This is a genomic window from Tritonibacter sp. SIMBA_163, from assembly GCF_046535935.1.
Taxonomy (GTDB): Bacteria; Pseudomonadota; Alphaproteobacteria; order Rhodobacterales; family Rhodobacteraceae; genus Epibacterium; species Epibacterium scottomollicae.
The window spans coordinates 1-24,022 of the sequence record NZ_JAWJBP010000020.1; the positions used below are offsets into that span (position 1 = coordinate 1).

Sequence of the window (24,022 nt, forward strand, 5' to 3'; positions counted from 1 at the left end):
CACAGCACAGCACAGCACAGCACAGCACAGCACAGCACAGCACAGCACAGCACAGCACAGCACAGCACAGCACAGCAAACGCTAATTCCATGTGTGAGTGCCAGCGAGGTGGATGTCTTTTGCTTGAGCCGCCGCCCGACGGATGTCGACGTGTCGCGAGCCAGGGCCGTCAGCGCCATGCTCGAAATTCGCAGGACCCATAAATGAAAGAAAGCCCGGGCTGCTGGACAACCCGGGCTTCTTTGTTTCGAGGTGTTGGGATTGCGTCAGCCCGGATAATAGCTCCGGACCAGAGCGCTCGCGATCAGGCTCCAACCGTCAGCAACAACGAAAAACGCCAGTTTGAACGGAAGAGAGACGAGTGCTGGCGGCACCATCATCATGCCCATCGACATGAGAACAGCGGCCGTTACAAGATCGATAACCAGGAACGGCAGAAACACCAAGAAGCCGATTTGGAAGGCTCGGGTGATTTCCGAGAGCATGAAGCTTGGGATAAGTACCGAAAGTGACGAGTCGGGCGAGGGGTCCGTTCCCTCCGTAGCCGGTCTGAGATCGGCGATGGCGTAATATGTGTCAGCATCGAGCCTGTTGGCCATGAAGACCCGAAAGGGTTGAACGGCACGTTCCAGCGCCGGCACGACTTCGAGCTCCTCATCAATCAGCGGGGCGATTCCGGTCTCCCAGGCTTCGGTAAACACCGGTTCCATCACGAAATAGGTCAGGAACATCGCCAAGCTGATCATCAGCATGTTCGGCGGTGCCTGCTGTAGACCGATACCCTGACGTAAGATCGACAGAACCGTAATCAGGAATGGAAAACAGGTGAGCATGACCAGGAGGCCCGGCGCAACGCTGAGCACAGTGATCAAAAGGATGAGCTGGATGGTTCGGGCCGAAATCGACTGTCCATCCGCGAGGTTAAGGCTCAATTCTTGAGCCAGCGCTGCCTGAGGTTGCGCCAGCAGTACAAAGACCGCCAGCGCTCCCAGAGCGATAAATTTCCGTGTCATCCCAGCCCGCTTTGCAGATCTGCAATTTCTGTCAAACGTACGGCCAGCTGGCCGGCCTGATCGCCTTCCATTTCTTCCAGTTGACCGCGCGCCACCAGACGGTCTCCGACATAAAGGTCCACGGGATCTTCGACCTTCTTGTCCAAAGTCAAAATCGCGTTTTCACCGAGGTTCACAAGGTCGCGAATCAGAGGGCGCGCCTTGCCAACTGACACGATCACCTCCACCGGGACCGAGACAAACGGATTGGAGGCATCGGCGGATTTCGGGTTCAGTTCGCCAGACTCATCCATAGTGGCTTTCCTCTTTGAATTGATAGGAGAAGGCATCGATCGACTCGCGGATGGATTCGATGAGTGCCTCGGAGTTCAGTTCACGTTCGCTCTGCCCAACCCGAAGTTGGGCCTGCCCTGCATTGAGATTTGCATCTTCGCGCACGCGGACATCGAGGGATGTTTCGTCACCAAGCAGCGCCCGGATGGCAGTCCCTTCTCCGGCCGCGGCAACGACCTCCATCGGTTCATTGATCCGGCTTTTGGCCATTTCATTGAGATGGTCGATGATGTGGTGGCCGAAGGTCGCCGCCATCGTGTCGGGAAGGATGGCCGAGGTCAGGACCTTGAACATCGGATCAAGCGATTCCATCAGCTGCGACTGAGCCTCATGATAGGTGAAGCTCAGATCCTCGAGCGAACTGGCAAGGGTCGCAGAAACATTGGTGACTTCCTTGTCCTTGGCATCGATCGCGTCATCCCAGCCCGCTGTGTAGCCTTTTTCAAAGGAGACCAGCTTTGCTTCTTCGACGACTTCTTCGGAAAAGTTGCTGACAGGCTCGACGGGAGTTTTGACGCCAAAGTCCTCCAGAAGATGTGCAATTGTCATCCGGCACGCTCCTCATTGTTTTCTTCCAGCCACCCGCGCAGGATTTGCACGGTTTCTTCCTGGCGGTCGCCGATCATCGATCGCAGACGATCCACGGGATCGGCGCTCATGCCGCCGCCAAAGCTGTTGAGCCCGTCGCCCATGCCCGGTAGCTCGCCCATGGGCTCGAAACCACCCTGACCGCCGCTGTCGATTTCCCCATCAAGCGCAATGTTGGCGCCCAGATCGGGGTTGGTCATGAAGTTGGCATCACCTCCTGCCATATGCGGCAGCTCTGGCAGGCCACCGTCCACAGTTGACCCGTCCGGTGCGGCAAGAGACCGAACCGACGCGCCATTTCCTGCGAGGATCGGACGCACCACGAACAGGCCAAGGATCAGGGCAACCAGCGCCAGTGCCGCCATCTGGATGATCGACATTACGTCAAAATACAGATTGTCGAAGAAGGATGCGGTGACTGCTGTTCCTTCGGGTTCTACATTCGGCAGATCCATGGACTTCAACGTGATCACGTCGCCGCGATTCGGATCGAACCCAACCGCAGAAGAAATCAACTCGCGCAGTGCTTCGAGCTCTTCTTCAGGGCGGGGCTGGAATTCAGTCTGACCCTCGGCGATTTCGGTTGTGACACCGTTGACCAGAACCGCGACGGTCAGGCGTTTTATCGCGCCAGGACCGCGTACGATTTCCTTTTCGGTTTCGGACACTTCGTAATTGACCCGCTCGCGGGTGGCGTTGGTGTTGGCACGCGATCCTTCACCAGTACCCGCATCACCATCTGGAATATTCGATGCCACGGTGACTTCGCCGGCCTGATTCTGCGAGGAGTCAGTACGTTCCTCAACGTCGGTACTGATCGCGACACGGCTTTCCGGGTCGATCCGCTTTTCACGGATCGATTCGGTATCAGTCACCGTCTCCACGCTGATTTCGACAACGGCATTGCCATGTCCGACGCGCGCCTCCACCAGGCGCAGAACACGTTCGCGCAGGGTCTGAGATCGATCATCAGTGCCCGCGCCCGCGGCAGCAGCTGCTTCAGGCGATCCGATCAGGGCGCCATTGGCGTCGATAACTGCCACGTTATCCACCGCAAGCCCGGCAACAGCAGAGGCCACGAGAAAGCGAATCGCGTTGGCCTGCGCTGGTGTGACCGGTGTCCCCATCGGCGTCACAGATACAGAAGCCGTGGGTTCGATTGTTCGTTGGAACGGGTTGCTCCCGGTGTTGGCGATATGAACTCGCGCCTGACTAACATGAGGGTTCGCCACAATGGTGCGGGCCAATTCGCCTTCTTTCGCGCGCCAATAGGCAGCGTCAAACATTTGCGAGGTGGTCCCGAACCCGCTGAGCGAATCGAGTAGCTCATACCCTTTGCCGCCATTTGCTGGCAAACCCTGGCTGGCCAGAGTCATTCGCAGTTCATCGCGTTTATTCGACGGGACGTAGATCGACCCGCCGCGTATTTCATAGTCGACAGCGCTTTGTTCGAGCGCGCTGACGACATCTCCGGCCGAGCTGCTCTCGAGCCCGGCATATAGTAGTTGCATGGATGGCTTATTCGCCACCATGGACATGAGGAAGAAGGTGAAGATCACGGCGAGAGTCGCCCCGATTGCCATCAACCGCTTCCGCGTATCCAAACCTGCCCAGACATTCTTGATCTGCTGCACATTAACCTCCGTCGCACCGGCGTTCTCTCCGGCCTGCAACCCTTTTCTCCGATTGGCCTTAACATTCGGTTAGTTCCTGTCGGGTTATGAACGGGGTGCACGACGTTTTAGGGATAGCCATGACAGACGCTGTAGCTGATGTAGGAACAGATGGACCGGCCAAGAAGAGCAAGATGCCCCTTATCATAGGGCTCGTACTTGGACTCGCCGGTGCAGGGGGCGGTTTTTATGCCGTTCAGTCGGGCCTTCTTCCTTTTGGAGATAAGGCTGGGTCGGAAGTTGCCCATGCCACCAAAGAGGCGCCAGAAGGCGTAGACAAGGGTGAGACGGCGGGAGAGATCGCCAACCTAGCCTTTATCGAAATGGAACCGATCGTAATCACGCTGAACAAAGCCAGTGGCGTTCAGCAACTTCGGTTCCGCGCTCAACTCGAGGTCAATCAGGCCGATCAGGTCGAGGTTGAAAAAGTCCTCCCCAGAGTTGTCGACGTTCTGAACAGCTACCTGCGGGCGCTGGAGCTTGAGGATATGACAGATCCGATGGCCCTGCCGAAACTGCGGGCACAGATGCTACGGCGGATCAACATCGCGACCGGTCAAGGCCGCGTGCGTGATCTGCTGATCATGGATTTCGTACTCAACTAGGAGGACAGGATGGAACTTATAGCTGATATCCTGCTTGCGGCCGGAGCACTGGGTGCCGGGTTTTATTGCCTGGTGCTATCGCGCCGACTGAAACGCTTCAACGATCTCGAAAAAGGGGTCGGAGGCGCGGTGGCGGTGCTCTCGTCGCAAGTGGATGATCTGAACAAGTCGTTGGTCGCAGCGCGCAAGATGTCGGATGGATCTAGCCAGGCGCTGGAACAATTGACTGGCCGGGCCGAATCCGTATCGCACAAGCTGGAACTGATGATGGCGTCGATGCATGATATCGCGCCACAGCAGGAACCGGCGTCTCAAGCGGCAGCGACGACCGAAGAAAATGACGCGCTTGCAGAAGCTTATGAGGCTGATGCACAGGACGACGCGGCTGCAGATGCCGTCCAGTCGGAGCCTCAGGAAGAAGCAAAGCCTTCTGGTCTGATGTTCGTGCGTCATAACCGGAATCAAAATCGGGTAGCGTGATGGCGAAGGCTGAAAAATCCAAGAGAATGGAAAAGGCTAAGCGCGGTACGTTGATGCTGTTGGCGATTTTCCTGATGGGGTCAGCGGCGGTTCGAATCGCTCTCGAAGCGGCCCCGGCCATCGCGCTTGAAGTTTCCGAGATGCAATCTTCAGACGACGGGTCAAACGTGCCAACGGCTGGTGGAGGCCGCTCCACGGTCCCCGATTCGGCAGAGATGCAAGCCATGCTTGCGGCCTTCAAGAAACGTGAAACCTTGCTGAATGAGCGGGAGGCGGAGCTAGAAGATCGTATGCGAGCACTGGAGATCGCCGATCAGGCGATCAACAAGAAGCTTACGGACTTGCAGCAGGCAGAGGAAAAGCTATTGGCCACTCTCGCGCTTGCCGATGGTGCCGCCGAACAGGATGTCACCAAGCTGACCAGTGTCTACGAGCAGATGAAGCCAAAGGAAGCGGCTGCATTGTTCGAGGAAATGGACCCGACCTTTGCTGCTGGATTCCTGGCACGTATGCGGCCCGAGGCGGCTGCTGGCGTCATGGCCGGCCTCAGCCCAGAGGCGGCCTACACAATCAGCGTGGTACTGGCCGGGCGAAATGGTGAGGTGCCCAAGGAATAACTTGGGCCCTCACTCAGTCTTTCTTAACAAGACTCATCTACCTTCCAAGCAGTGATAGAATTTGGAGCTTACCTATGATCGGGATTGTGGGGATCGTTGTGATCTTTGTCATGGTGTTCGGTGGCTACCTGCTTGCAGGCGGGAAGCTGGGCATCATCATCAAGTCTCTTCCTTTTGAGATGATGATGATTGGTGGCGCGGCTATCGGGGCTTTCCTGATCAGCAATGACATGAGCGGCGTAAAACATACGCTTAAGGACATGGGTAAGGTCTTTAAGGGGCCCAAATGGAAGCCGGATGACTACAAAGATCTGCTGTGCTTGCTATTCGCTCTCATCCGCATCGCCCGAGCGAATCCAGTCGAGGTGGAACAGCATATCGAGGATCCGGAGAATTCCTCCGTATTTGGAAAATACCCCAAGATCCTGGCGGATAAAGAAGCCGTAAATCTGATTAGTGACACGATGCGCTCTGCCTCCATGAACTACGATGACCCGCATCAGGTCGAAGAGGTTCTGGAAAAGCGGATCGACGCCAACCTGCATCATGCGTTGCATTCAAGCCATGCGTTGCAGACCATGGCCGACGGTTTGCCCGCGCTGGGCATTGTGGCCGCTGTTCTCGGGGTGATCAAGACGATGGCGTCTATCGATCAGCCGCCTGAAGTCCTTGGCAAGATGATTGGTGGCGCGCTCGTCGGGACTTTCCTTGGGGTTTTCCTGTCCTATGGTCTGGTCGCCCCCTTCGCTGGCAAGGTGAAATCTGTCGTCGAGGAAGACGCGCATTTCTATCAGCTGATCCGAGAGGTTCTGGTGGCGAACCTTCACAACCACGCCGCCGCCATCTGCATTGAAGTGGGGCGTCAGAATACGCCTTCCCACATCCGGCCCGGGTTCTCCGAGCTGGAGGAAGCCTTGAATTCGGTGAAACAGGACGCAGCATGATTTCGCGAGCAATCGCATTGGCGACCGCAGTAGTGGTCGCCGGATATGCAGAAGCACAAACCATCGTAACGCGCTCGGGTGAACACGAAGACTTTTCCCGGCTCGTTATGCGGATCCCTGATGGGGTAGAGTGGTCTCTGACGCAAAGTGATCGCATTGCCACCATCAACGTCGGGTCTCCGACGGCAGTGTTCAATACGCGTGGCGTATTCGATCTCATCCCCCGCACCCGCATTCAAGACATCAGACAGTCCGGCCCAGGCCAGCCGCTGCGAATCGATCTGGGTTGTGAATGTAGCGTCGACTATTATCAGCAATCGGATGGCTATCTTGTTGTAGATGTGCGTGAGGGGCGTCCACTTTCTTTAGCGCAACCGTCTGATAGAGCAAGTCTGCCACTGACATTCCCGACGTCGGGGGAGGGCTACAGTTTTAATCTGGAGCGCCAGAACTTGGCCAGCGCGCGGGTCGCACTGAATCTCGAGGACGCGGTCGAGCAGGCATTCGGTTCTTCAAAGCAGCAACCGCTGCACACCGGGCCATTGGAACTGCCGCTTCGTGACGCGGAAGAGGCGGGGCCGACAGCCGAGAGCGCGCTTGCTGAGGCAAAACCTCCCGCCGAAAAAAACAAAGATGGTAAATCCGAACCCAAACCTTTGGATGCGAATGCCAGCCTTCTAATGGATTTCGACGAAAGCCAGCGGGCTGCCATGGTGAATGACACCGAGGCGCGCATCCTGCAGCAAATCGGGCGTGCCAGTAACCAAGGGCTCCTACAGCCCAACGCTGAGACGCAGGAGACCCAGCAACTTAATCCTCTGGATAATGGCAACCGCCCTCTCAACCCTTTGGACAACATTTCGGTCACATCAGCGATTGATCGCGAAACAGGATTGTTCGCGGCCGGCGCAGGGGATGAGAATGTTGATACGCATTGTATCGCGGATAGAGAAATAGCGATTAACAAATGGGGCGATGAAACACCGTTCGCTGAACAGATCGGAGAGTTGCGTAACAAGGTTCTTGGTGAATTTGACGAGGTAAATCGTGATTCAGCGCTGAAGTTGACACGAACGTATCTGTATTTTGGCTTCGGAGCTGAGGCGATAGCAGCCTTGGGGCTTCTGTCCGAACGAGACTTGAACCCGCGCTCTCGTGAAGTGATGATGACGATGGCTAAGATTCTCGATGCTTCCGACATGCCCGTCAACACGATTTTCTCGGGACAGCAGACCTGCAACGGTGACGCTGCTTTCTGGGCTGCGCTATCAGATGGGCTGGTCAAGAAAAGCGCGAATACTGACGCAATTCAGCAGGCATTCGCACGCCTTCCAGCGCATCTTCGGGTGCAGCTGGGCCCACGCCTAAGCACGTTTTTTGCAGATGCTGGCGATCCAAGCGTCGCAAAAGCGGCTCTGCGATCTGTGGACCGCACTGGGATTGAAGCGGTCCCGGACCGCAATCTCGCCGAGGCCGCGATCGCTGAGTTAGAAGGTGATACAGATGAAGTGGTCCGCAATCTCAACGAGGAAGTCGCAGAGCAGAGTCAGAATACGCCTAAAGCGCTCATCGACCTTATCAAGCTGAGCTATGCGGAACGTCGCGCTTTGACTCCGGATGTTCCGGACCTGACGGCCTCTTACGAACTGGAGAACCGTCATTCCGCGCTCGGTGCCGAATTGCGTCTAGCTGAGGTGACTGCTTTGGCGTTAACGGGCGACTTTGACAGGGCTTTCCAGCAAGTGTCCGTTTTGGAACAACGCGATGGCACCAATTCCAGAAATGCAGCCAATGTACCTTTGATGACGTTGCTGACAGAGAATGCTGACGACGTGACCTTTCTAAAGTACGCGTTGATTTTTGCAGAAGAGGCGGGTGCGACGCGTGCAGGCCAAGTTGGCGATATGGTGGCCCGCCGGTTGCTTGATCTGGGGTTTGCGGAGCAAGCAGAAATGTTGTTGGTTAAGATGAGCCTGGAGCCGCAGAATAACGAACGTCGCATGATGAGTGCTGAAGCACATCTCCAAATGGATCAGCCTCAGCGGGCTCTGGTTGAGTTGATGGGGCTCGAAGGACAGCAAGCAGATCGTATGCGGGCCGAGGCCCTGTGGCGTAACAAGGAGTATGAACGGGCGAGCCAGTATATGGTGTCCGCACAGGATTTGAACGAAGCCGCACGTGGGTTTTGGTTGTCTGAGGATCTGGACGCAGCGGAAGCATTGGATGAAGAAGCCGCCCCTTTCCGTGCAGTTGCAGATCTGACCAAGCAGATTGACACAGCAGTCCAGGAACCGCAGGGCATGCCCCCACTGGCAGAAGCACGTGCGCTGATCGAGAGCAGCGCCGGGGCGCGGACGTCGATCGAGGAACTGCTTCGCCAGGTTGAGCGAACTGCGCCTGAAGAAGAATAGGGTATACCTTTCATTCTGCATTGGCATGGCCGTTCCGGAGGACGGCCATTTCGCTTCGCCTGATAACATTTTGTAAAGCATGTCGGCCTACCGTGAGGACAGGGAAGAATCCTCATTTGGAACAGGCAAAATGCCAGTGAAAAAGACGACAGCAACCGGGCAACGATCCCGGCATTTTTTGACCGTGCGGCAAGGGGCTCCCCTTCTGGCGCGGTTTTTGGCGTTTTCGCGATGGATCATCGCCAGTCTCAGCGGATCTCCCTATCTTCCGACCGGTACTGCCGGGCCGATCCTGATCGCTTTCATATAAGAGAAAAACTCGTGCCGAATCTGTCAATCAAAGAGCTTTTCAGCCCGACGATCCTTCTTGCGATGGCGCTTATGGCGATCATCGTGATGATGATCTTGCCAATGCCGGCGTGGGTGTTGGACGTGGGGCTTGCCACTTCGTTCGCACTTGCGATCCTCATATTCACAGTGACCCTCTTCATCGAGAGACCTTTGGATTTTTCGTCGTTTCCGACGATCCTCCTCGCATCTTTGATGCTGCGCCTGTCCTTGAATGTGTCATCGACCAAGCTGATCATCGGACAAGGCCACACCGGTACGGATGCGGCCGGCAATGTGATCGAGGGGTTCGCGAACTTCGTGATGGGCGGCAGTGTCTTTCTCGGGCTTGTGGTCTTCGGGGTTCTGCTGATCGTGAACTTCATGGTCATTACAAAGGGTGCAGCGCGCATGGCGGAAGTTGGCGCGCGCTTCGCGCTCGATGGGATGCCTGGTAAACAGCTCGCGATTGACAGCGACGTGTCTGCGGGTGCGATCGATCACGCCACAGCCAAGGAACGCCGGGAGACCGAACAGCGTGAAACCACATTCTTCGGCTCGCTCGATGGCGCGTCGAAATTTGTGAAAGGCGATGCAGTCGCGGGTCTTCTCATTACTCTGCTGAACCTGATTGTTGGTCTGTTGATGGGGGTTCTCATCCACGGCATGCCGATTGGAACTGCTTTTGAAACCTACGCGATCCTGACCGTTGGGGACGGTCTCGTGTCGCAGATCCCATCGGTGATCATCTCTATTGCAGCCGCGCTTCTGCTGGCACGAGGCGGTGCCACCGGTGCCACAGACACCGCGATTTTCTCGCAGTTTGCCAAGTATCCAGGGGCGATCGCCGCAGTATCGGTGCTGATGATCCTCTTCGCTCTGGTTCCGGGTTTGCCGTTTATTCCATTCATCACCGGCGGCGCTCTCCTTGGGTACCTTGCCTACCGCGTCCAGAAGAAGAATGCCGAGACAGAACAGTCGGAGCTGGATGCGAAAGTCGAGGAGGTCCAGTCGCCCGAAAAAGCCAAGGCGCTTGGTGATATTCTGGACCTCGATGACCTGCATCTGGAGTTTTCCCAAGATTTGGTATCGATGGTTCTTGATCCCGGAACCGGACTGGACGCACGAATTGCGAATATGCGCACGCATGTAGCCACGACCTTTGGTTTGATCTTGCCGGAAATCCGCCTGACGGATGAGGCCGAACTGGAGAACGGAACCTATGTCGTTCGTATTCAGGGTGTTGAGCAAGCACGCGGTACGCTGCATCCGGATATGGTTTTGGCATTGATGCCAGATAATCATGCTGCGTTGCCGTCCGGAACAGATGTGACAGAGCCCGTCTACGGTGCGCCCGCTCGCTGGATTTCGACCAAGCATCAAGAAGACGCCGCCCTGATGGGGGCGACTGTGGTGTCACCGCCGGAGATCCTTGCCACGCATCTTCTGGAAGTCGTCAAACAAAGCTTCCCGCGCCTGTTCACGCTCAAGGCCCTGCGCCGCTTGCTGCGCGAGATGACGGATCTGACAGATGAGTTTCGCGCTAATGCCAACAAGAAACTGTTGGATGAGTTGATCCCGGACAAGGTGCCGATCGATACTCTGCACGCAGTGTTGCGCCTTCTGCTCGAAGAACGCGTGTCGATCCGAAATATGCCGCTGATCCTTGAGTCCATCGCCGAAGCACGCATGCGAACCACGTCGCCGGAGCTGATTACAGAGCATGTGCGTCAACGCCTCGGCTTTCAGCTGGTGGCAGAAATGAAGCGTGACGATGGTACCATTCCGCTGGTACAGCTGGCCCCTGAATGGGAAGATGCGTTCACCACCTATCAGGTTGAAACCCAGTCCGGCCTTGATATTGCCTTGCCGCCAGACACGTTCAACAAGCTCGTTGATGCCATGAGCGACAAGATCAATCAGGTCACCGAGCAGGGTATCTTCGCCGCCATCGTCACCTCCACGCGACGTCGTCGGTATCTTCGCACGATCCTGCGGTCCCGCGGTATTCAAAATCCGGTATTGTCCTTTGAGGAAATCGGATTGGAGGCCCGCCCTGCACTTGTAGGTATGGTCGCGGCATGAACTTTGAAGGCATTACTCCTGAATTGCTGGCACTGTTCGGTGCAGGGTTCTGGCAAGGGGCTATTGTGTTCCTGCGCATCGGAGCAATGACTGCGGTTATGCTCGGGTTTGGGGAACAGCTCGTCCCGACGCAGATCCGACTCGTTTCAGGTTTGGTGTTTACCGCCATTGTCGCCCCGACTTTGCCGCAGATACCGATGCCGCAATCGACCATGCAGTACGCCGGGCTCGTTGCGACAGAGGCGGTTGTGGGGCTGTCGCTTGGGGTCGCGCTGCGGATGTTCATGCATATGTTGCAGACCGCAGGGTCGATAGCGGCTCAATGTACCTCTCTCAGCCAAGTGCTAGGCGGTGCAGGGGCCGATCCGATGCCTGCGCTTGGTGCTGTCCTGTGGATCTCCGGCATAGCGGTAGCGGTCATGCTGGATTTTCACATTCACGCGGCAGAGTTGATGATCAGGTCCTATGACCTGTTTCCCATTGGTGTCTTCCCGGATGCCTCGGGGCTATCGGAATGGGGAGTCCACCGCGTGTCGGAAACGTTTTCGATCGCGTTCACACTGGCAGCGCCGTTCCTGATCACCGCAGTGATCTACAACCTCACGCTAGGAGTCATCAATCGTGCGATGCCACAGCTGATGGTGGTTTTTGTCGGTGCACCAGTGATCACGTTTGGTGGCTTGTCGATCCTGATGATTGGCGCGCCGATGATGCTTCAGGTCTGGGGGCGCAATCTGTTGATGTTCTTTGCAGACCCGGGTGTTGGAATGCCATGAGCGACGACAGCGAAGACTCAGACAAGTCATTTGAACCAACGCCCGAAAAGCTGCGCAAGGCACGTCAGGACGGCGATGTCCCGAAGTCGAACGACCTGCTGCAGGCGGCCTCATATCTGGGCCTGTTAATCGCGCTTTATGCGGCCGGACGGTCTTCCATTGAAGAACTCGGCACCGTGTTGATGAGTATGATCGACCAGCCTGATCGACTGGTCCCGGTATTCTTCGGCGATGGCAGCGCCTCCCCCATTGCGGGGGAGTTCATATCTGCAGCGTTTGGATCAATACTGTCGTGGTTTGTTGTCCCGGCGGCACTTGTGTTGCTGGCGGTGTTTGCACAAAAGGCCATGGTCTTTGCCCCGAAGCGGATTGAACCAAAGCTCTCGCGCCTCTCCATCATCAAGAACGCCCAGAACAAGTTTGGTCGCTCCGGCCTGTTTGAATTTGCTAAGAGCTTCTTCAAGCTGGTTCTGTATTCTGTTGCTCTGGGAGTTTACCTGTCTTGGCGGTTGCCCGAGATGATCGCATCTGTGGGCACCAGCCCTTTTACGGTTGTTCCATTCCTGGCGCAGCTTGCCATGGAGTTCCTGATCCTGACGTTGATTATTGCCCTGGCGATCGGTCTCGTAGATGCATCATTTCAACAATCTGAATTTATTCGGAAAAACATGATGTCGCGCAAGGATGTCATGGATGAAATGAAGCAATCTGAGGGCGACCCGCACATGAAAGGCCAGCGCAAGCAGAAGGGGCGTCAGATCGTGAGCAAACAGATTGCCGCTGCGGTTCCCGAGGCGGATGTGGTGATCGTGAACCCGACGCACTATGCGGTAGCCCTGAAATGGACCCGGGTTGCGGGCAGCGCGCCTGAGTGCGTTGCCAAAGGGGTCGACGAGGTTGCTGCCATGATCCGCGAGATCGCGCAGGAGAATGGCGTACCGCTGCACAGTGATCCACCAACCGCACGCGCGCTCTATGCAACGGTTGAGGTCGGTGAGGAAATTTCCGAGGAACATTACGCTCCAGTGGCGGCTGCGGTTCGTTTTGCCGAAGAGATGCGTAAGAAGGCGAAGGAGAGTGTCGTATGAAACAGGACAAGATGCTTGCGCAGATGAAGGCGGTGACGAATGCCGTTTACCTGCGGGAACACGCCAAAGTTAAACCCATTCTTGACCGTGAGGCACAGCTGCGCGGCAAGCTGGCGATGTTGAAACAGCAAGTGGAAGAGTCCAGGTCCCTGATTGACGAAAGCCATGAGATGAAGACTCTCGGTGTCGATCTGCAATGGCAGAGATGGCACACCAATGCACGCCGGGATATCAATCAGGACCTTGCTCAGGTCACGGCACAGAAGTTTCGTGCAATGGACAAGCTGCGTCACGCCTTCGGCCGTAAACATGCGGTAGAGACTATGGAAAATCAGCATAAATCGGATGCCAAGGAACGTCGCAACAAGATGCTGTTTGATCGGTTGATGAACCTCGACTGAGGCGGGCCTGGGAACAGCCCTGGCAGAAAGCTAGATGCCAAGAGAGGCCGCCTTCGAAGTTGAAGGCGGCCTCTCTTGTTAAGTGGTGCGCGCGATTGTGATCAGACGTCCTGTCGGGTAATTTCCAGAATGAGTACATCGATCAGATCCGAGCCGAGAAAACGCCGTGCCTCTTCGCGCAATGAGGTGCGCAATGGATCGAGAACCTCGGAACGTGTGAAAGCACCGCGGAATCCACCCATGTTGGCGTGATCGAACAGCACGCGCAGAAAGACATCGCGCAGCTTGGGCTCGAAGGAGTGTACCTTGCCGGCCATTCCGGGCTTGGTCTCAAGACTGAGGGAGATAACCACCATTGAGGTCAACTGTTCGCGCTCCACGACGGGGATCACGAACTGGTTTTTGATCTTTATGAAATCGTTCGGTATCTCATCGTCCTGAGCGGCCATGGTTTCGTCGGCCTTGTCATCCGCCGCCATCTCTGGATTTTCGCTGGAGCCCTCACCCTCGGCGCCGTCGGCGGATTGCGTATCCTCGGGGGGCGGTGCGAGCATGATGCCCGCACCTATGCCACCGCCGATGCCGATCACCAGCATGAGTATGGGAAGCAGTTTCGACAACATGTTTGTACCTCAGAAAGGAAGGACTGCGTCCAGCACCTGCTGGCCATAGCGGGGTTGCTGTACGTCGGTAATTTGACCGCGACCACCGTAGGACACGCGCGCCGAGGCGATCTTGTCATAGGTGACTTCGTTTTGACGGGTGATATCATCGGGGCGCACGTAGCCGGATACCAAAAGTTCGCGCAGCTCGAAGTTCACGCGCAGCTCCTGAGAGCCACTGATCGCCAGAACACCGTTCGGAAGCACGTCGACAACGGTCGCCGCAACACGCAACTCCAGCTTCTCGCTGCGGCTTACGGATCCGCTGCCGCCGGAGGAAGACGAGCTGCCCAAGTCTACCAGGTCGGCGCTTGATGCTCCATCTGGAAGCGAGTCGTCGAGACGCTGCGGCAGGCCCAGAAGTTGAGGCACTTGCATGCTTTCCGACGAATTCCGGGAACGTTCAGTGTCGTTGGAGATGGAGGCTTGCTCGTCGATCTCTATCACCACCGTAAGGATATCGCCTTTCTTGGTTGCACGACGATCCCCGAGCAGAGACTGGCGCGAGCCACTCCAGAGCGAGGCGTTGTCGACCGCACGTTGCTGCTGTGAGGTCAGCGGTAGACCCTGGTAAAGCATGGCGACATGTTCCTGGGTTTCATTTGCTGGCGTGAAGCTCGGCGGCTTGCCCAGATGGTCAAGACGCGCGCATCCGCCAAGGAGCCCCAGGCCGAGAACTGCACATTTGACTGCGAGAATAGGTTTCATCAATTTACCTCAATATTTCCGTCCGCCCTGATCCGGCCGGTGACCGTGGTGCGCGAGGATAAGTTCATGACACGGATCAGTTCGCCTTCCGCGCCGCGGCCAAGCGAGCGGCCCTCCGTGGAGATTTCGAGACCGCCGTGACGAAAGATGAGCTTCACCAGATCGTTGCGGTCCACGAGCGCCGGCGGCCCGATGTCGCCAGCGTGAATGGGGCGGCTCGCATAAAGCGCAATCCGCGCTTCCTGCCCGATGACCTCCTCGGGGCTGCTCAGCGCGCCAGGAGACTGGATGTTCTTGAACACCAGATCTTCGGCCGCAATGATTTCTTTGGCCCGGATGGTCCGAACCGGCACGAGGATTTCGGCCAGTGCAGAGTGGGCAAAGACAATCCCGATAAGGATGAGCAGGATTCTCATGTTAGCGTACCTGCGTGGTTGCCGACATCATCTGGTCAACAGCGGAAATCACCTTTGAGTTCATCTCGTAGCCGCGCTGGGCTTCGATCAGGTCAGTGATCTCGCGTACCGCATCGACGGAACTGTCTTCCAGATACCCCTGGCGCAAGGTTCCGACGCCATCTGACCCCGGGTCTGTCGTGGTGGGCTGACCGGAGGCTTCGGTCTGTTTAAACAGATTGCCGCCGACCGCTTCGAGCCCCTTGGGGTTGGTAAAACCGGAGATGGTGAATTGCCCCAGTAGTTCCGCTTCCACCGTATCGCTGAAGTAGGCATAAAGCTCACCTTCGGCGTTGATGGAGACGGAGGTCGCATCCTCCGGAACGGTGATTTCGGGTGACACGGGGTAGCCGTCGTTGGTCACGACCAGTCCTTCGGCAGAACGTTTGAAAGAGCCGTCACGGGTATATGCAGTCTCGCCCGAAGGCAGTGTGACCTCAAAGTACCCGTTGCCGTCGATCGCCAGGTCCAGGTCATTCCCGGTCTGCGATAGGGCGCCTTGGTTCAGGTAGATGGACACGGCAGAGGGCCTTACGCCCAGGCCAACCTGAACACCGGTTGGCAAAACGGTGCCGTCCGATGCGTTGACGGTGCCGGCGCGGGAAACCTGCTGATAGTGCAGATCGGCAAACTCTGCGCGTCGCGCGTTGTAGGCGGTGGTGTTCATATTGGCGAGGTTGTTGGAGATCGTTTCGACACGCAGCTGCTGTGCGCTCATCCCCGTGGCGGCAATTTGAAGTGCACGCATGATTATCTCCTATGATTTCATCAGATTGTCGATTGCCGCGCGGATACGCTTGTCTTCATTGTCGAGAAAGCTCTGGCCCATTTCATAGGCGCGCTGAACTTCGATCATGCGGGCAAGCTGGTTAATCGTGCTCACGTTTGAGCCTTCGAGGAACCCTTGCAGAACCTGCGCGCCGTCCGCCGGGAGCGTCTCGCCCTCGACGCGGAACATCACGCCATCTTCACGCAGGATTTGCGCTTCCTCATCGGGCATGAAGAGCCCAATTTGGCCAAGCTGTTGCCCGTCTGCGCTGAGTGTACCATCTGATCCGAAGGCGATGGTTTCTGCATCGCCAGGCACGAACATGGGCGCTTGGCCGGCATCCAGAACACGATAGCCGTCAGCTGTTACCAAGTCGCCTTCGGCATTCGGGGTGAAATTCCCGGCCCGGGTCAGGCGGTTGCCTGCAGGTGTTTCCACCATAAAGAACCCGTCTCCCTCGATCGCAAGATCGAAGCTGCCGTTGGTCTGGTTCAGCGTGCCCTGCTCCAGCGAGGTGTTGCGAATGCTCGCACGCCCCATAGACAGGCTCTCCTGTCCCGGCGCGGACTTCACGTACTCTGAAAAGATCAGCCCCTCAGACCGGTAGCCTGTCGTGGACGAGTTCGCGATGTTGTTGGCCACGACCTGAATTTCATTCAGAAGGCCCGACTGGCGTGATAGGGTGGTGTAACCGATAGATCCCATTAAAGACCTCCTCCATGAATGAGGGGAATGACGTGCCCGTCAAAAAACGCGACGAGTGCTTGCGTCATGATTCCCATGGTGAGCCAGAATACGACGAGGATTCCCGCCAATTTCGGCACGAAGGTCAGTGTCATTTCCTGAATCGAGGTCAGGGCTTGAAACAGACCAACGCTGAGGCCGATCACCAAGGCCACAACCAAGATTGGCAGTGACATGGTGATCGCCGCCAGCATCGCCTGGCGCAGCGTGTCGTAAAATACGCCTTCGCTCATCATGGCTCAGACCGGCATCCGGAGGATTTCTTGATAGGCTTCGACGACCTTGTTGCGGACGGTTACGGCTGTCTCAACGGCCAGCTCTGTTTGCGCCAGCGCCTGGACCATGGCATGTGGCCCCGCATTACCGGTCATCGCCTGAACGGACACCTGTTCACTGTTGTTCAGTGTGTTGGTGAAGTCCTCAAAGCTGGTTTTTGCCTGCTCCTGAATGGAACCAGGCGTGTAGCTTGGGTCGATCTTGGTTGCAGGGCGGGCTGCGGCATAGCCGGAGGTAGCGGTAAGTGAACGAATATCCATTCTGGATCTCCAATCTGTTCAGGTTAGCGACGCAACAAGTCCATCAGAGAGGACGACATTTGCCGTGTCTGATCGAACATTTTCAAGTTTGCTTCGTAGGTACGCTGCGCTTCGCGCGCGTCGGCGACTTCGATCATCAGATCGACGTTGGACCCTTCGTAGTGACCAGTTTCATCGGCCAGAGGGTGTGAAGGGTCGTGAATTTGATCCAACTCACTGCGGTCCAGCGAGACACGGCCCACCTTGACTTGGCTCACGTCCGTTTCCAGGTCGCGTACGGCCTGAAAGGAAACGGTTTTACGGCGATAGCCTGGCGTATCCGCGTTCGAGATGTTCTCGGAAACGTGGGTCAAACGGGCTGCCTGAGCACGCAGTGCGCTGGCAGTTACTGCCAAGGATTTGGAAAACTCATTCATGATTCATACTCCGATTCAACTGCGGCCAAGGCTGGCGCGCAGGATGTTCATGGATGAACGGTAGATTGCCAATGCGCGGTCATGCTGCCGTTTGGCTTCTACCCCGTTGAGGATTTGTTCCTCGATCGAAACGGAGTTGTTATTGGGGTCCACGGACGAATCGTTCGTGGTTACCGCCCAATCGAACCCAGAGCCGTCGGCGCCGTTGATATGCGACCCGCGTGTGGCGATCATGTCGCCCTGCGCTTCGCCAGCGGCAAAGACTTCCTTGAAGGGTTTGATATCCTTTGCGTGATACCCTGGGGTATCCGCATTTGCGATATTCTCTGAGATAAGCGCCTGACGCTTACCCGCATGTGTCGCCATGGAAAATGCGACGTTAAAAACATTCAGTCTTTCGAACACCGGGGCTTCTCCCTCGATTAATTTCAATCAAGGCTTAACCCTGATTCCTTTAGAAATTGTTTTCAGAGGAATGTTGGAGAACCCGCAGATGATGAAATCGATCCAAGCGCTCAGCCAAGAACTGGCCAATACTCGACTGGCGGCCCCAATGGGACGGGTGACCGGAATTTCCGGTGGCGAGATCGAAGTATCAGGTCTCGAAGATCAGGCGCGCATCGGGGACCGGCTGGTGTTGCGTCGCGGCAAACGGGACGATCTGCATGGAGAGGTACTGGCGATCGGTGCGGAGCATATTCGAATGCTGCCAGACACCGCGCCTGAACGTGCGTCTATCGGTGATGCGGTGCTGCTGTTCCAGACGCCGGAGTTCGCGCCGGACAACAGTTGGATAGGTCGCGTGATTGATCCGTTCGGAGAGCCACTGGACGGTAAGCCGATGTTGGGCGGGGTCGACAGTCGTGATCTCATGGCCAGCCCACCCAAGGCAGCGGCGCGCCGCGGTTTGGGGAAACGATTGTCCACTGGCCTTGCGATTCTCAACACGGTGCTGCCGATCGTGACTGGGCAACGTATTGGTCTGTTCGCTGGTTCCGGTGTCGGGAAATCCACCCTGATGGCGCAATTGGCCGAGAACATGGAAGCAGACGTGGTTGTAATGGCGCTGATCGGCGAGCGCGGACGCGAGGTCAATCACTTCGTAAAAGAGGTTTTGGGCCCCGAGGGTATGAAGCGTGCAGTCGTTGTGGCTGCGACATCGGACCAATCGGCGTTGGTGCGCCGCCGGTGCGCATGGGCCGCGATGTCCGTGGCAGAACACTACCGAGATCAGGGTCTCAACGTGCTCTTCATGGCGGATTCGATCACACGTTTTGCCGAGGCGCATCGTGAGATCGCCGTCGCCTCCGGCGAGGCTCCGGCTTTGCGTGGGTTTCCCCCTTCCGTAACGCCGCTTATCACAGGCTTGTGTGAGCGTGCTGGGCCCGGTTCGGACGGGCAGGGCGACATCACGGCGGTGTTCAGTGTTCTTGTCGCGGGCTCGGATATGGACGAGCCGATAGCAGATATCCTGCGCGGGGTTTTGGACGGGCACATTGTACTCAACCGTGAAATCGCCGAACGTGGGCGCTTCCCGGCGATCGATGTCTCCCGTTCGGTGTCGCGAAGTCTTCCAGCGGCGGCCACAAAGGATGAGAATGAAATGATTCTCGCGGTTCGCAGATTCCTTGGCGCCTATGAGCAATCCGAGGTGATGATCCGTGCGGGCCTTTACTCAGAGGGGAACGATCTTGTCCTGGATCAGGCTGTGAAGATTTGGCCGGAACTCGACGGTTTCTTCGGCCGTGCAGAAGCAGATGGGGTTAAGGGCAGTTTCAACCGACTGGCGCTTCTCCTACGCAGGGCTGGCAGTGGTCGCTGACCGTCGTCTCCCTACTGTGCACCAGTGATCGCGCTTTCAGCGTCGAAAGCGGTGTGTTCTATCCGTCCCTCCGCGCTGAGCTTTTATCTGATACTGAGGCCCTTGCTAGAATTGAGTAAGTGCCTGATCACAGTTATCAGAGAGTTTTTCATACCTTTGCCTCGGGTTCAGGTGTGAGAAACTGCGCCTGTAGGCACTTCCGTCGATGCAAGACGGTTAGATGCCGATCCACTGAAGTGGCAATACTCCAGCACATCAGCCGCATTTGCTACCTGCGCCCGAAGCACTCAGCGTGGTGACAACAGTCCAGTCGGTTTCGAAAGCAAATTGGCCTAAACGAGCACCAGAGATGGCACGCGAGCGGGGCACGTGCATTGCGCCCAATGTGTAGCATTCAGGGCGTGGGATCAAAGAAGCCCGTCAGATCGAAAGGAAAGTTCCGCCGAGGCACCTATAATCAGATGATCATGTAGCGTGATGCTGAGCGCTTCCAGGGCCATTTCAATTTTGCGTGTCATCGCTATGTCGGACTGCGACGGAGTTGGGTCGCCAGATGGATGATTGTGTACGAGAATGATCGCACTGGCGTTCAGTTCCAGCGCACGTTTTGCAACCTCGCGAGGATAGACAGGAACGTGGTCCACGGTGCCCTCCGCCTGCTCTTCATCGGCGATGAGAACGTTCTTGCGGTCGAGAAAGAGCACGCGGAACTGCTCGGTTTCACGGTGGGCCATGGTGGTGTGGCAGTAATCCAGAAGCGCGTCCCAGCTGGAAATCACTTGTCGCTGCATGATTCTGGCCCGGGACATGCGTTGGGCGGCAGATTGGATGACCTTTAGATCGCAGATGACTGCGTCACCAATGCCAGACATCTTCGAAAGCCGTTCCGGAGAGGCGCTGACGACACGATTGAAGTCACCGAATTGGTCCAGCAACGCGCGCGCAAGAGGTTTGACATCTTTGCGCGGGATAGAGCGGAACAGGATCAACTCTAGCAGCTCGTAGTCGGGCATGGCGTCCGCACCACCGCTCATGAAACGTGCGCGCAATCGGGCGCGATGATCTTTGATGTAAGATGGGAGGCGCCCTTGCGGCACAGAAGTCGCAGGAGCTTCGTCATCGTCCCCGAATAAGGGGAGCATCTGTTCGTTGAAATGACCAGGCTTTCCCATCACTCCATGGTGAGGGCGATATGGTTAGCGAGTTCTTAACGCCTGCGATTGTCTGCGTGATACTATCAAAAAGAAAAACGCCCAATGGGCGTTTTGCAGAATAAGCCGGGCCTTCGAGTTCGATGGCCCGGCTACTTGGTGTTTGCCTCGTGGTTCAGCCCTTCATGCCGTCCCAGAAGCTTTTGACGGAAGAGAAGAAGCTACGGCTTTCGGGATTGTTGTTTTCCTCCGAAAGCTCATCAAACTCCTTCAAGATCTCCTTCTGACGGGCGGTCAGGCTGACTGGCGTTTCCACCGCAAGCTCGATGAACATATCACCAACGCCACCACCGCGAAGCGCAGGCATGCCCTTGTTGCGCAGGCGCATCTGACGGCCGGATTGGCTGCCCTCTGGGATCTGCACTCGGCCACGACCACCATCGATGGTGGGCACCTCAATGGCGCCACCCAGCGCGGCCTTGGCCATGGAGACCGGGACGCGACAATGGAGATTGTTGCCTTCACGTTCGAACAGCTCGTGCCGCGCAACCTCGATGAAGATGTAGAGATCGCCGGGCGGGCCACCGCGCAAGCCTGCCTCGCCTTCGCCGGCAAGTCGAATGCGAGTGCCGGTTTCAACACCTGCGGGGATGTTCACGGAAAGCGAACGATCCTTTTCCACCCTGCCGTGACCGTGGCAGGTCTTGCAGGGGTTCTTGATCATCTGACCAAGACCCGAACAGGTCGGACAGGTGCGTTCGACGGTGAAGAAGCCCTGCTGAGCGCGTACCTTGCCCATGCCGGAACAGGTGGGACATGTTGTGGGCTCTGCACCACCCTCGGCCCCCGTGCCCTCGCAGGAGGAACAGCTGACAGAGGTCGGCACGTTGATGGTCTTGTGCAGCCCGGCAAAGGCTTCCTCAAGGGACAGGCGCAGATTGTAGCGCAGGTCTGCCCCGCGAGATGCGCGTTGGCGCCCACCTCCGCGTCCGCCACCGCCCATGAAATCTCCGAACAGGTCGTCGAACACGTCGGAGAAGGCGGAGGAGAAGTCACCGCCTGGGTGGCCGCCGGGACGTCCGCCGCCACCGCCGCCGCCCATGCCGTTTTCGAAGGCGGCATGACCATAGCGATCATAGGCAGCCTTGCGTTCTGCATCTTTCAGAACGTCATAGGCTTCGTTGGCTTCCTTGAACTGTGCTTCTGCATCCGGATTGTCGGAATTTCGGTCCGGGTGCAGCTCCTTGGCTTTCTTGCGAAAGCCCTTTTTGATCTCGTCGGCGCTGGCCCCTTTAGAGACCCCGAGCACCTCGTAGTAGTCACGTTTTGACATCGGAAAATCCCTTCTGCCTCAACGAAAGAGGGCCGGCCCGGGATCGGACCGGCCCACCTTTGGCCAAGGTGCAGCCTTAGCGCTTGTTGTCGTCCAGATCCTCGAACTCGGCATCAACGATGTCATCGTTTGCAGAGCCAGAGGACGCTTCATCATCGGCTGCTGCGGGTTCATCCGCCTCGCCACCTTCGTCCGCCTGAGCCTTGTAGATCGCCTCGCCCAGACGCATCGCCGCTTCGGTGACGTTCTGGATGCCGGATTTGATCTTCTCGGCGTTCGCCTTGTCGCCTTCCAGATCATCCTTCAGCGCGGCAATCGACAGCTCGATCGCTTCGACGGTGGACGGATCGACCTTGTCGCCGTGCTCCTCGACAGATTTCTCGGTCGAGTGGATCAGGCTTTCGGCTTGGTTGCGGGCTTCGATCAGCTCGCGACGTTCCTTGTCCGCCTCGGCATTGTCTTCGGCGTCCTGCACCATCTTTTCGATGTCGTCGTCCGAGAGACCACCGGAGGCCTGGATGGTGATCTTCTGCTCTTTTCCGGTGCCTTTGTCCTTAGCAGACACGGAAACGATCCCGTTGGCATCGATGTCGAAGGTCACTTCGATCTGCGGCATGCCGCGCGGTGCCGGCGGGATGTCCTCAAGGTTGAACTGGCCGAGCATCTTGTTGTCGGACGCCATTTCGCGCTCACCCTGGAAACACCGGATTGTCACGGCGTTCTGGTGATCCTCAGCGGTGGAGAAGACCTGAGACTTCTTCGTGGGGATCGTGGTGTTGCGGTCGATCAGGCGGGTGAAGACGCCACCGAGGGTCTCGATACCCAGCGACAGCGGGGTCACGTCGAGAAGAACAACGTCCTTCACGTCACCCTGCAGAACGCCAGCTTGAATGGCGGCGCCCATGGCGACCACTTCGTCCGGGTTCACACCCTTGTGCGGTTCCTTGCCGAAGAACTTGGTCACCTCTTCGATGACTTTCGGCATCCGGGTCATACCACCGACCAGAACCACCTCATCGATGTCGGAAGCAGAGAGGCCCGCATCCTTCAGCGCGGCGGCGCAGGGCTTCATGGAGTTCTTGATCAGGTCACCGACGAGGCTTTCCAGCTTCGCACGGGTCAGCTTCATAACCATGTGCAGCGGCTGGCCGGTGGAGGAGTCCATCGAGATGAACGGCTGGTTGATCTCGGTCTGGCTGGAGGAGGACAGCTCGATCTTTGCTTTCTCGGCGGCTTCTTTCAGACGCTGCAGCGCCATCTTGTCCTTGGTCAGGTCAACGCCATGCTCTTTTTTGAACTCACCAGCGAGGTAGTTCACGATGCGCATGTCGAAGTCTTCACCGCCGAGGAACGTGTCGCCATTGGTGGATTTTACTTCGAACAGACCATCGTCGATTTCGAGGATGGTGACGTCGAAGGTACCACCGCCAAGGTCATAGACTGCGATGGTCTGAGTCTCAGCTTTGTCGAGGCCATAGGCAAGCGCAGCCGCGGTCGGCTCGTTGATGATGCGCAGCACTTCGAGACCGGCGATTTTGCCGGCGTCTTTGGTGGCCTGACGCTGGGCGTCGTTGAAGTAGGCCGGAACGGTGATGACCGCCTGGGTTACTTCTTCGCTCAGGTAGCTCTCCGCGGTTTCTTTCATCTTGCCGAGGATGAAAGCGGAAATCTGGGAGGGAGAATAGGTCTCAGTCTTGGCTTCGACCCACGCATCACCATTGCCACCGTCAACGACGGCGAACGGCAGGTTTTTCTTGTCCTTGGCGAGGTCGCTATCGTCGAACCGACGACCGACGAGGCGCTTCACACCAAAAATGGTGTTGTCCGGGTTGGTCACGGCTTGGCGTTTTGCCGGCTGGCCAACAAGGCGCTCTTCATCGGTGAAGGCGACGATGGAGGGGGTGGTGCGCGCACCTTCAGCGTTTTCAATCACGCGGGGCTGAGACCCATCCATGATGGCAACGCAGGAGTTGGTGGTACCGAGGTCGATCCCGATCACTTTGCTCATTGTGTTTGATCCCTTTTACTTCACAAGGCGATTACCCGAAGCCGAAACCCGTTTTGGCATTCCGGCCCCGATTCAGT

The 24,022-nt window shown here is 57.1% G+C and carries 26 protein-coding genes; 10 read left to right on the forward strand and 16 right to left on the reverse strand.

The window, feature by feature from the left end; all coding sequences use genetic code 11:
• Window positions 1-266 precede the first annotated feature (266 nt).
• From fliP to fliF, 4 genes are read right to left on the reverse strand one after another with little or no spacing between them, the layout of a single operon-like run.
• A complete protein-coding gene (fliP, locus tag R0J92_RS18500; protein ID WP_106162522.1) occupies window positions 267-1,013 on the reverse strand; it encodes a flagellar type III secretion system pore protein FliP in 747 nt (248 codons plus the stop codon).
• Window positions 1,010-1,306, reverse strand: a complete 297-nt coding sequence (locus R0J92_RS18505) for a FliM/FliN family flagellar motor switch protein (protein ID WP_106162523.1) — start codon at window positions 1,304-1,306, stop codon at window positions 1,010-1,012. Before R0J92_RS18505 ends, fliP begins: the two co-directional genes overlap by 4 nt.
• Complete coding sequence (locus R0J92_RS18510) at window positions 1,299-1,895, reverse strand: ABC transporter ATP-binding protein (protein WP_106162524.1); 597 nt, start codon at window positions 1,893-1,895, stop codon at window positions 1,299-1,301. Before R0J92_RS18510 ends, R0J92_RS18505 begins: the two co-directional genes overlap by 8 nt.
• Window positions 1,892-3,568, reverse strand: a complete 1,677-nt coding sequence (fliF, locus tag R0J92_RS18515) for a flagellar basal-body MS-ring/collar protein FliF (RefSeq protein ID WP_106162722.1) — start codon at window positions 3,566-3,568, stop codon at window positions 1,892-1,894. The genes R0J92_RS18510 and fliF overlap by 4 nt, the downstream gene beginning before the upstream one ends.
• A gap of 119 nt (window positions 3,569-3,687) precedes the next feature.
• On the opposite strand from fliF, the gene fliL reads away from it, so the two are divergent.
• The 9 genes from fliL to R0J92_RS18560 all read left to right on the forward strand — a co-directional run bounded on the left by fliL (window position 3,688) and on the right by R0J92_RS18560 (window position 13,341).
• The gene (fliL, locus tag R0J92_RS18520) at window positions 3,688-4,212 is read left to right on the forward strand and encodes a flagellar basal body-associated protein FliL (protein ID WP_106162525.1); all 525 of its coding nucleotides are present in this window, start codon (window positions 3,688-3,690) and stop codon (window positions 4,210-4,212) included.
• 9 nt (window positions 4,213-4,221) lie between these two features.
• On the forward strand, window positions 4,222-4,692 hold the full coding sequence (locus R0J92_RS18525) for a hypothetical protein (RefSeq protein WP_106162526.1): 471 nt from the start codon (window positions 4,222-4,224) through the stop codon (window positions 4,690-4,692).
• Window positions 4,692-5,309, forward strand: coding sequence for a MotE family protein (locus tag R0J92_RS18530; RefSeq protein ID WP_106162527.1), 618 nt, complete (start codon window positions 4,692-4,694; stop codon window positions 5,307-5,309). The genes R0J92_RS18525 and R0J92_RS18530 overlap by 1 nt, the downstream gene beginning before the upstream one ends.
• 74 nt (window positions 5,310-5,383) lie before the next feature.
• Window positions 5,384-6,253, forward strand: coding sequence for a flagellar motor stator protein MotA (gene motA, locus R0J92_RS18535; protein WP_106162528.1), 870 nt, complete (start codon window positions 5,384-5,386; stop codon window positions 6,251-6,253).
• Entirely contained in the window at window positions 6,250-8,664 is a 2,415-nt protein-coding gene (locus R0J92_RS18540; protein ID WP_411052694.1) for a hypothetical protein, read from the forward strand. Before motA ends, R0J92_RS18540 begins: the two co-directional genes overlap by 4 nt.
• 372 nt (window positions 8,665-9,036) lie before the next feature.
• Window positions 9,037-11,076: a flagellar biosynthesis protein FlhA gene (gene flhA / locus R0J92_RS18545; protein WP_394804997.1), complete on the forward strand. Its 2,040-nt coding sequence runs from the start codon at window positions 9,037-9,039 to the stop codon at window positions 11,074-11,076.
• A complete protein-coding gene (locus R0J92_RS18550) occupies window positions 11,073-11,852 on the forward strand; it encodes a flagellar biosynthetic protein FliR (RefSeq protein ID WP_317384793.1) in 780 nt (259 codons plus the stop codon). The genes flhA and R0J92_RS18550 overlap by 4 nt, the downstream gene beginning before the upstream one ends.
• Window positions 11,849-12,940 carry a flagellar type III secretion system protein FlhB gene (flhB, locus tag R0J92_RS18555; RefSeq protein WP_411052695.1) on the forward strand — a complete coding sequence of 364 codons (1,092 nt, stop codon included), beginning with the start codon at window positions 11,849-11,851 and terminating at the stop codon, window positions 12,938-12,940. Before R0J92_RS18550 ends, flhB begins: the two co-directional genes overlap by 4 nt.
• The gene (locus tag R0J92_RS18560) at window positions 12,937-13,341 is read left to right on the forward strand and encodes a hypothetical protein (RefSeq protein ID WP_317384791.1); all 405 of its coding nucleotides are present in this window, start codon (window positions 12,937-12,939) and stop codon (window positions 13,339-13,341) included. The genes flhB and R0J92_RS18560 overlap by 4 nt, the downstream gene beginning before the upstream one ends.
• A 101-nt stretch (window positions 13,342-13,442) precedes the next feature.
• Here R0J92_RS18560 and R0J92_RS18565 read toward each other — a convergent pair whose 3' ends face one another.
• The 9 genes from R0J92_RS18565 to R0J92_RS18605 are packed head-to-tail and all read right to left on the reverse strand — an operon-like array spanning window position 13,443 to window position 18,036.
• The gene (locus R0J92_RS18565; RefSeq protein WP_411052696.1) at window positions 13,443-13,937 is read right to left on the reverse strand and encodes a flagellar basal body-associated protein FliL; all 495 of its coding nucleotides are present in this window, start codon (window positions 13,935-13,937) and stop codon (window positions 13,443-13,445) included.
• A 36-nt stretch (window positions 13,938-13,973) separates the two neighbouring features.
• Window positions 13,974-14,711: a flagellar basal body L-ring protein FlgH gene (gene flgH, locus R0J92_RS18570; RefSeq protein ID WP_106162535.1), complete on the reverse strand. Its 738-nt coding sequence runs from the start codon at window positions 14,709-14,711 to the stop codon at window positions 13,974-13,976.
• Window positions 14,711-15,127: a flagellar basal body P-ring formation chaperone FlgA gene (gene flgA / locus R0J92_RS18575; RefSeq protein ID WP_106162536.1), complete on the reverse strand. Its 417-nt coding sequence runs from the start codon at window positions 15,125-15,127 to the stop codon at window positions 14,711-14,713. The genes flgH and flgA overlap by 1 nt, the downstream gene beginning before the upstream one ends.
• Window position 15,128: 1 nt before the next feature.
• Window positions 15,129-15,914, reverse strand: a complete 786-nt coding sequence (gene flgG / locus R0J92_RS18580; RefSeq protein ID WP_106162537.1) for a flagellar basal-body rod protein FlgG — start codon at window positions 15,912-15,914, stop codon at window positions 15,129-15,131.
• A gap of 9 nt (window positions 15,915-15,923) precedes the next feature.
• Window positions 15,924-16,640, reverse strand: a complete 717-nt coding sequence (locus R0J92_RS18585; protein ID WP_106162538.1) for a flagellar hook-basal body complex protein — start codon at window positions 16,638-16,640, stop codon at window positions 15,924-15,926.
• Window positions 16,640-16,915, reverse strand: coding sequence for a flagellar biosynthetic protein FliQ (locus R0J92_RS18590; RefSeq protein WP_106162539.1), 276 nt, complete (start codon window positions 16,913-16,915; stop codon window positions 16,640-16,642). Before R0J92_RS18590 ends, R0J92_RS18585 begins: the two co-directional genes overlap by 1 nt.
• Window positions 16,916-16,918: 3 nt before the next feature.
• A complete protein-coding gene (gene fliE / locus R0J92_RS18595; protein ID WP_106162540.1) occupies window positions 16,919-17,215 on the reverse strand; it encodes a flagellar hook-basal body complex protein FliE in 297 nt (98 codons plus the stop codon).
• A gap of 23 nt (window positions 17,216-17,238) precedes the next feature.
• Window positions 17,239-17,631: a flagellar basal body rod protein FlgC gene (gene flgC / locus R0J92_RS18600; protein WP_317384789.1), complete on the reverse strand. Its 393-nt coding sequence runs from the start codon at window positions 17,629-17,631 to the stop codon at window positions 17,239-17,241.
• Between the two features lie 15 nt (window positions 17,632-17,646).
• Window positions 17,647-18,036, reverse strand: a complete 390-nt coding sequence (locus R0J92_RS18605; RefSeq protein WP_207796886.1) for a FlgB family protein — start codon at window positions 18,034-18,036, stop codon at window positions 17,647-17,649.
• Window positions 18,037-18,124: 88 nt separating this feature from the next.
• Between R0J92_RS18605 and R0J92_RS18610 the strand changes: the two genes are divergently transcribed.
• A complete protein-coding gene (locus R0J92_RS18610) occupies window positions 18,125-19,453 on the forward strand; it encodes a FliI/YscN family ATPase (protein ID WP_411052714.1) in 1,329 nt (442 codons plus the stop codon).
• 407 nt (window positions 19,454-19,860) lie between these two features.
• Here R0J92_RS18610 and radC read toward each other — a convergent pair whose 3' ends face one another.
• The 3 genes from radC to dnaK form a co-directional block, all read right to left on the reverse strand.
• A complete protein-coding gene (gene radC, locus R0J92_RS18615; protein WP_411052698.1) occupies window positions 19,861-20,625 on the reverse strand; it encodes a RadC family protein in 765 nt (254 codons plus the stop codon).
• Window positions 20,626-20,779: 154 nt separating this feature from the next.
• Window positions 20,780-21,937 (reverse strand): molecular chaperone DnaJ, encoded by a 1,158-nt coding sequence (dnaJ, locus tag R0J92_RS18620; RefSeq protein ID WP_317384787.1) that lies wholly within the window; start codon window positions 21,935-21,937, stop codon window positions 20,780-20,782.
• Window positions 21,938-22,013: 76 nt separating this feature from the next.
• Window positions 22,014-23,945: a molecular chaperone DnaK gene (gene dnaK, locus R0J92_RS18625; protein ID WP_106162545.1), complete on the reverse strand. Its 1,932-nt coding sequence runs from the start codon at window positions 23,943-23,945 to the stop codon at window positions 22,014-22,016.
• Between the last annotated feature and the right edge of the window lie 77 nt (window positions 23,946-24,022).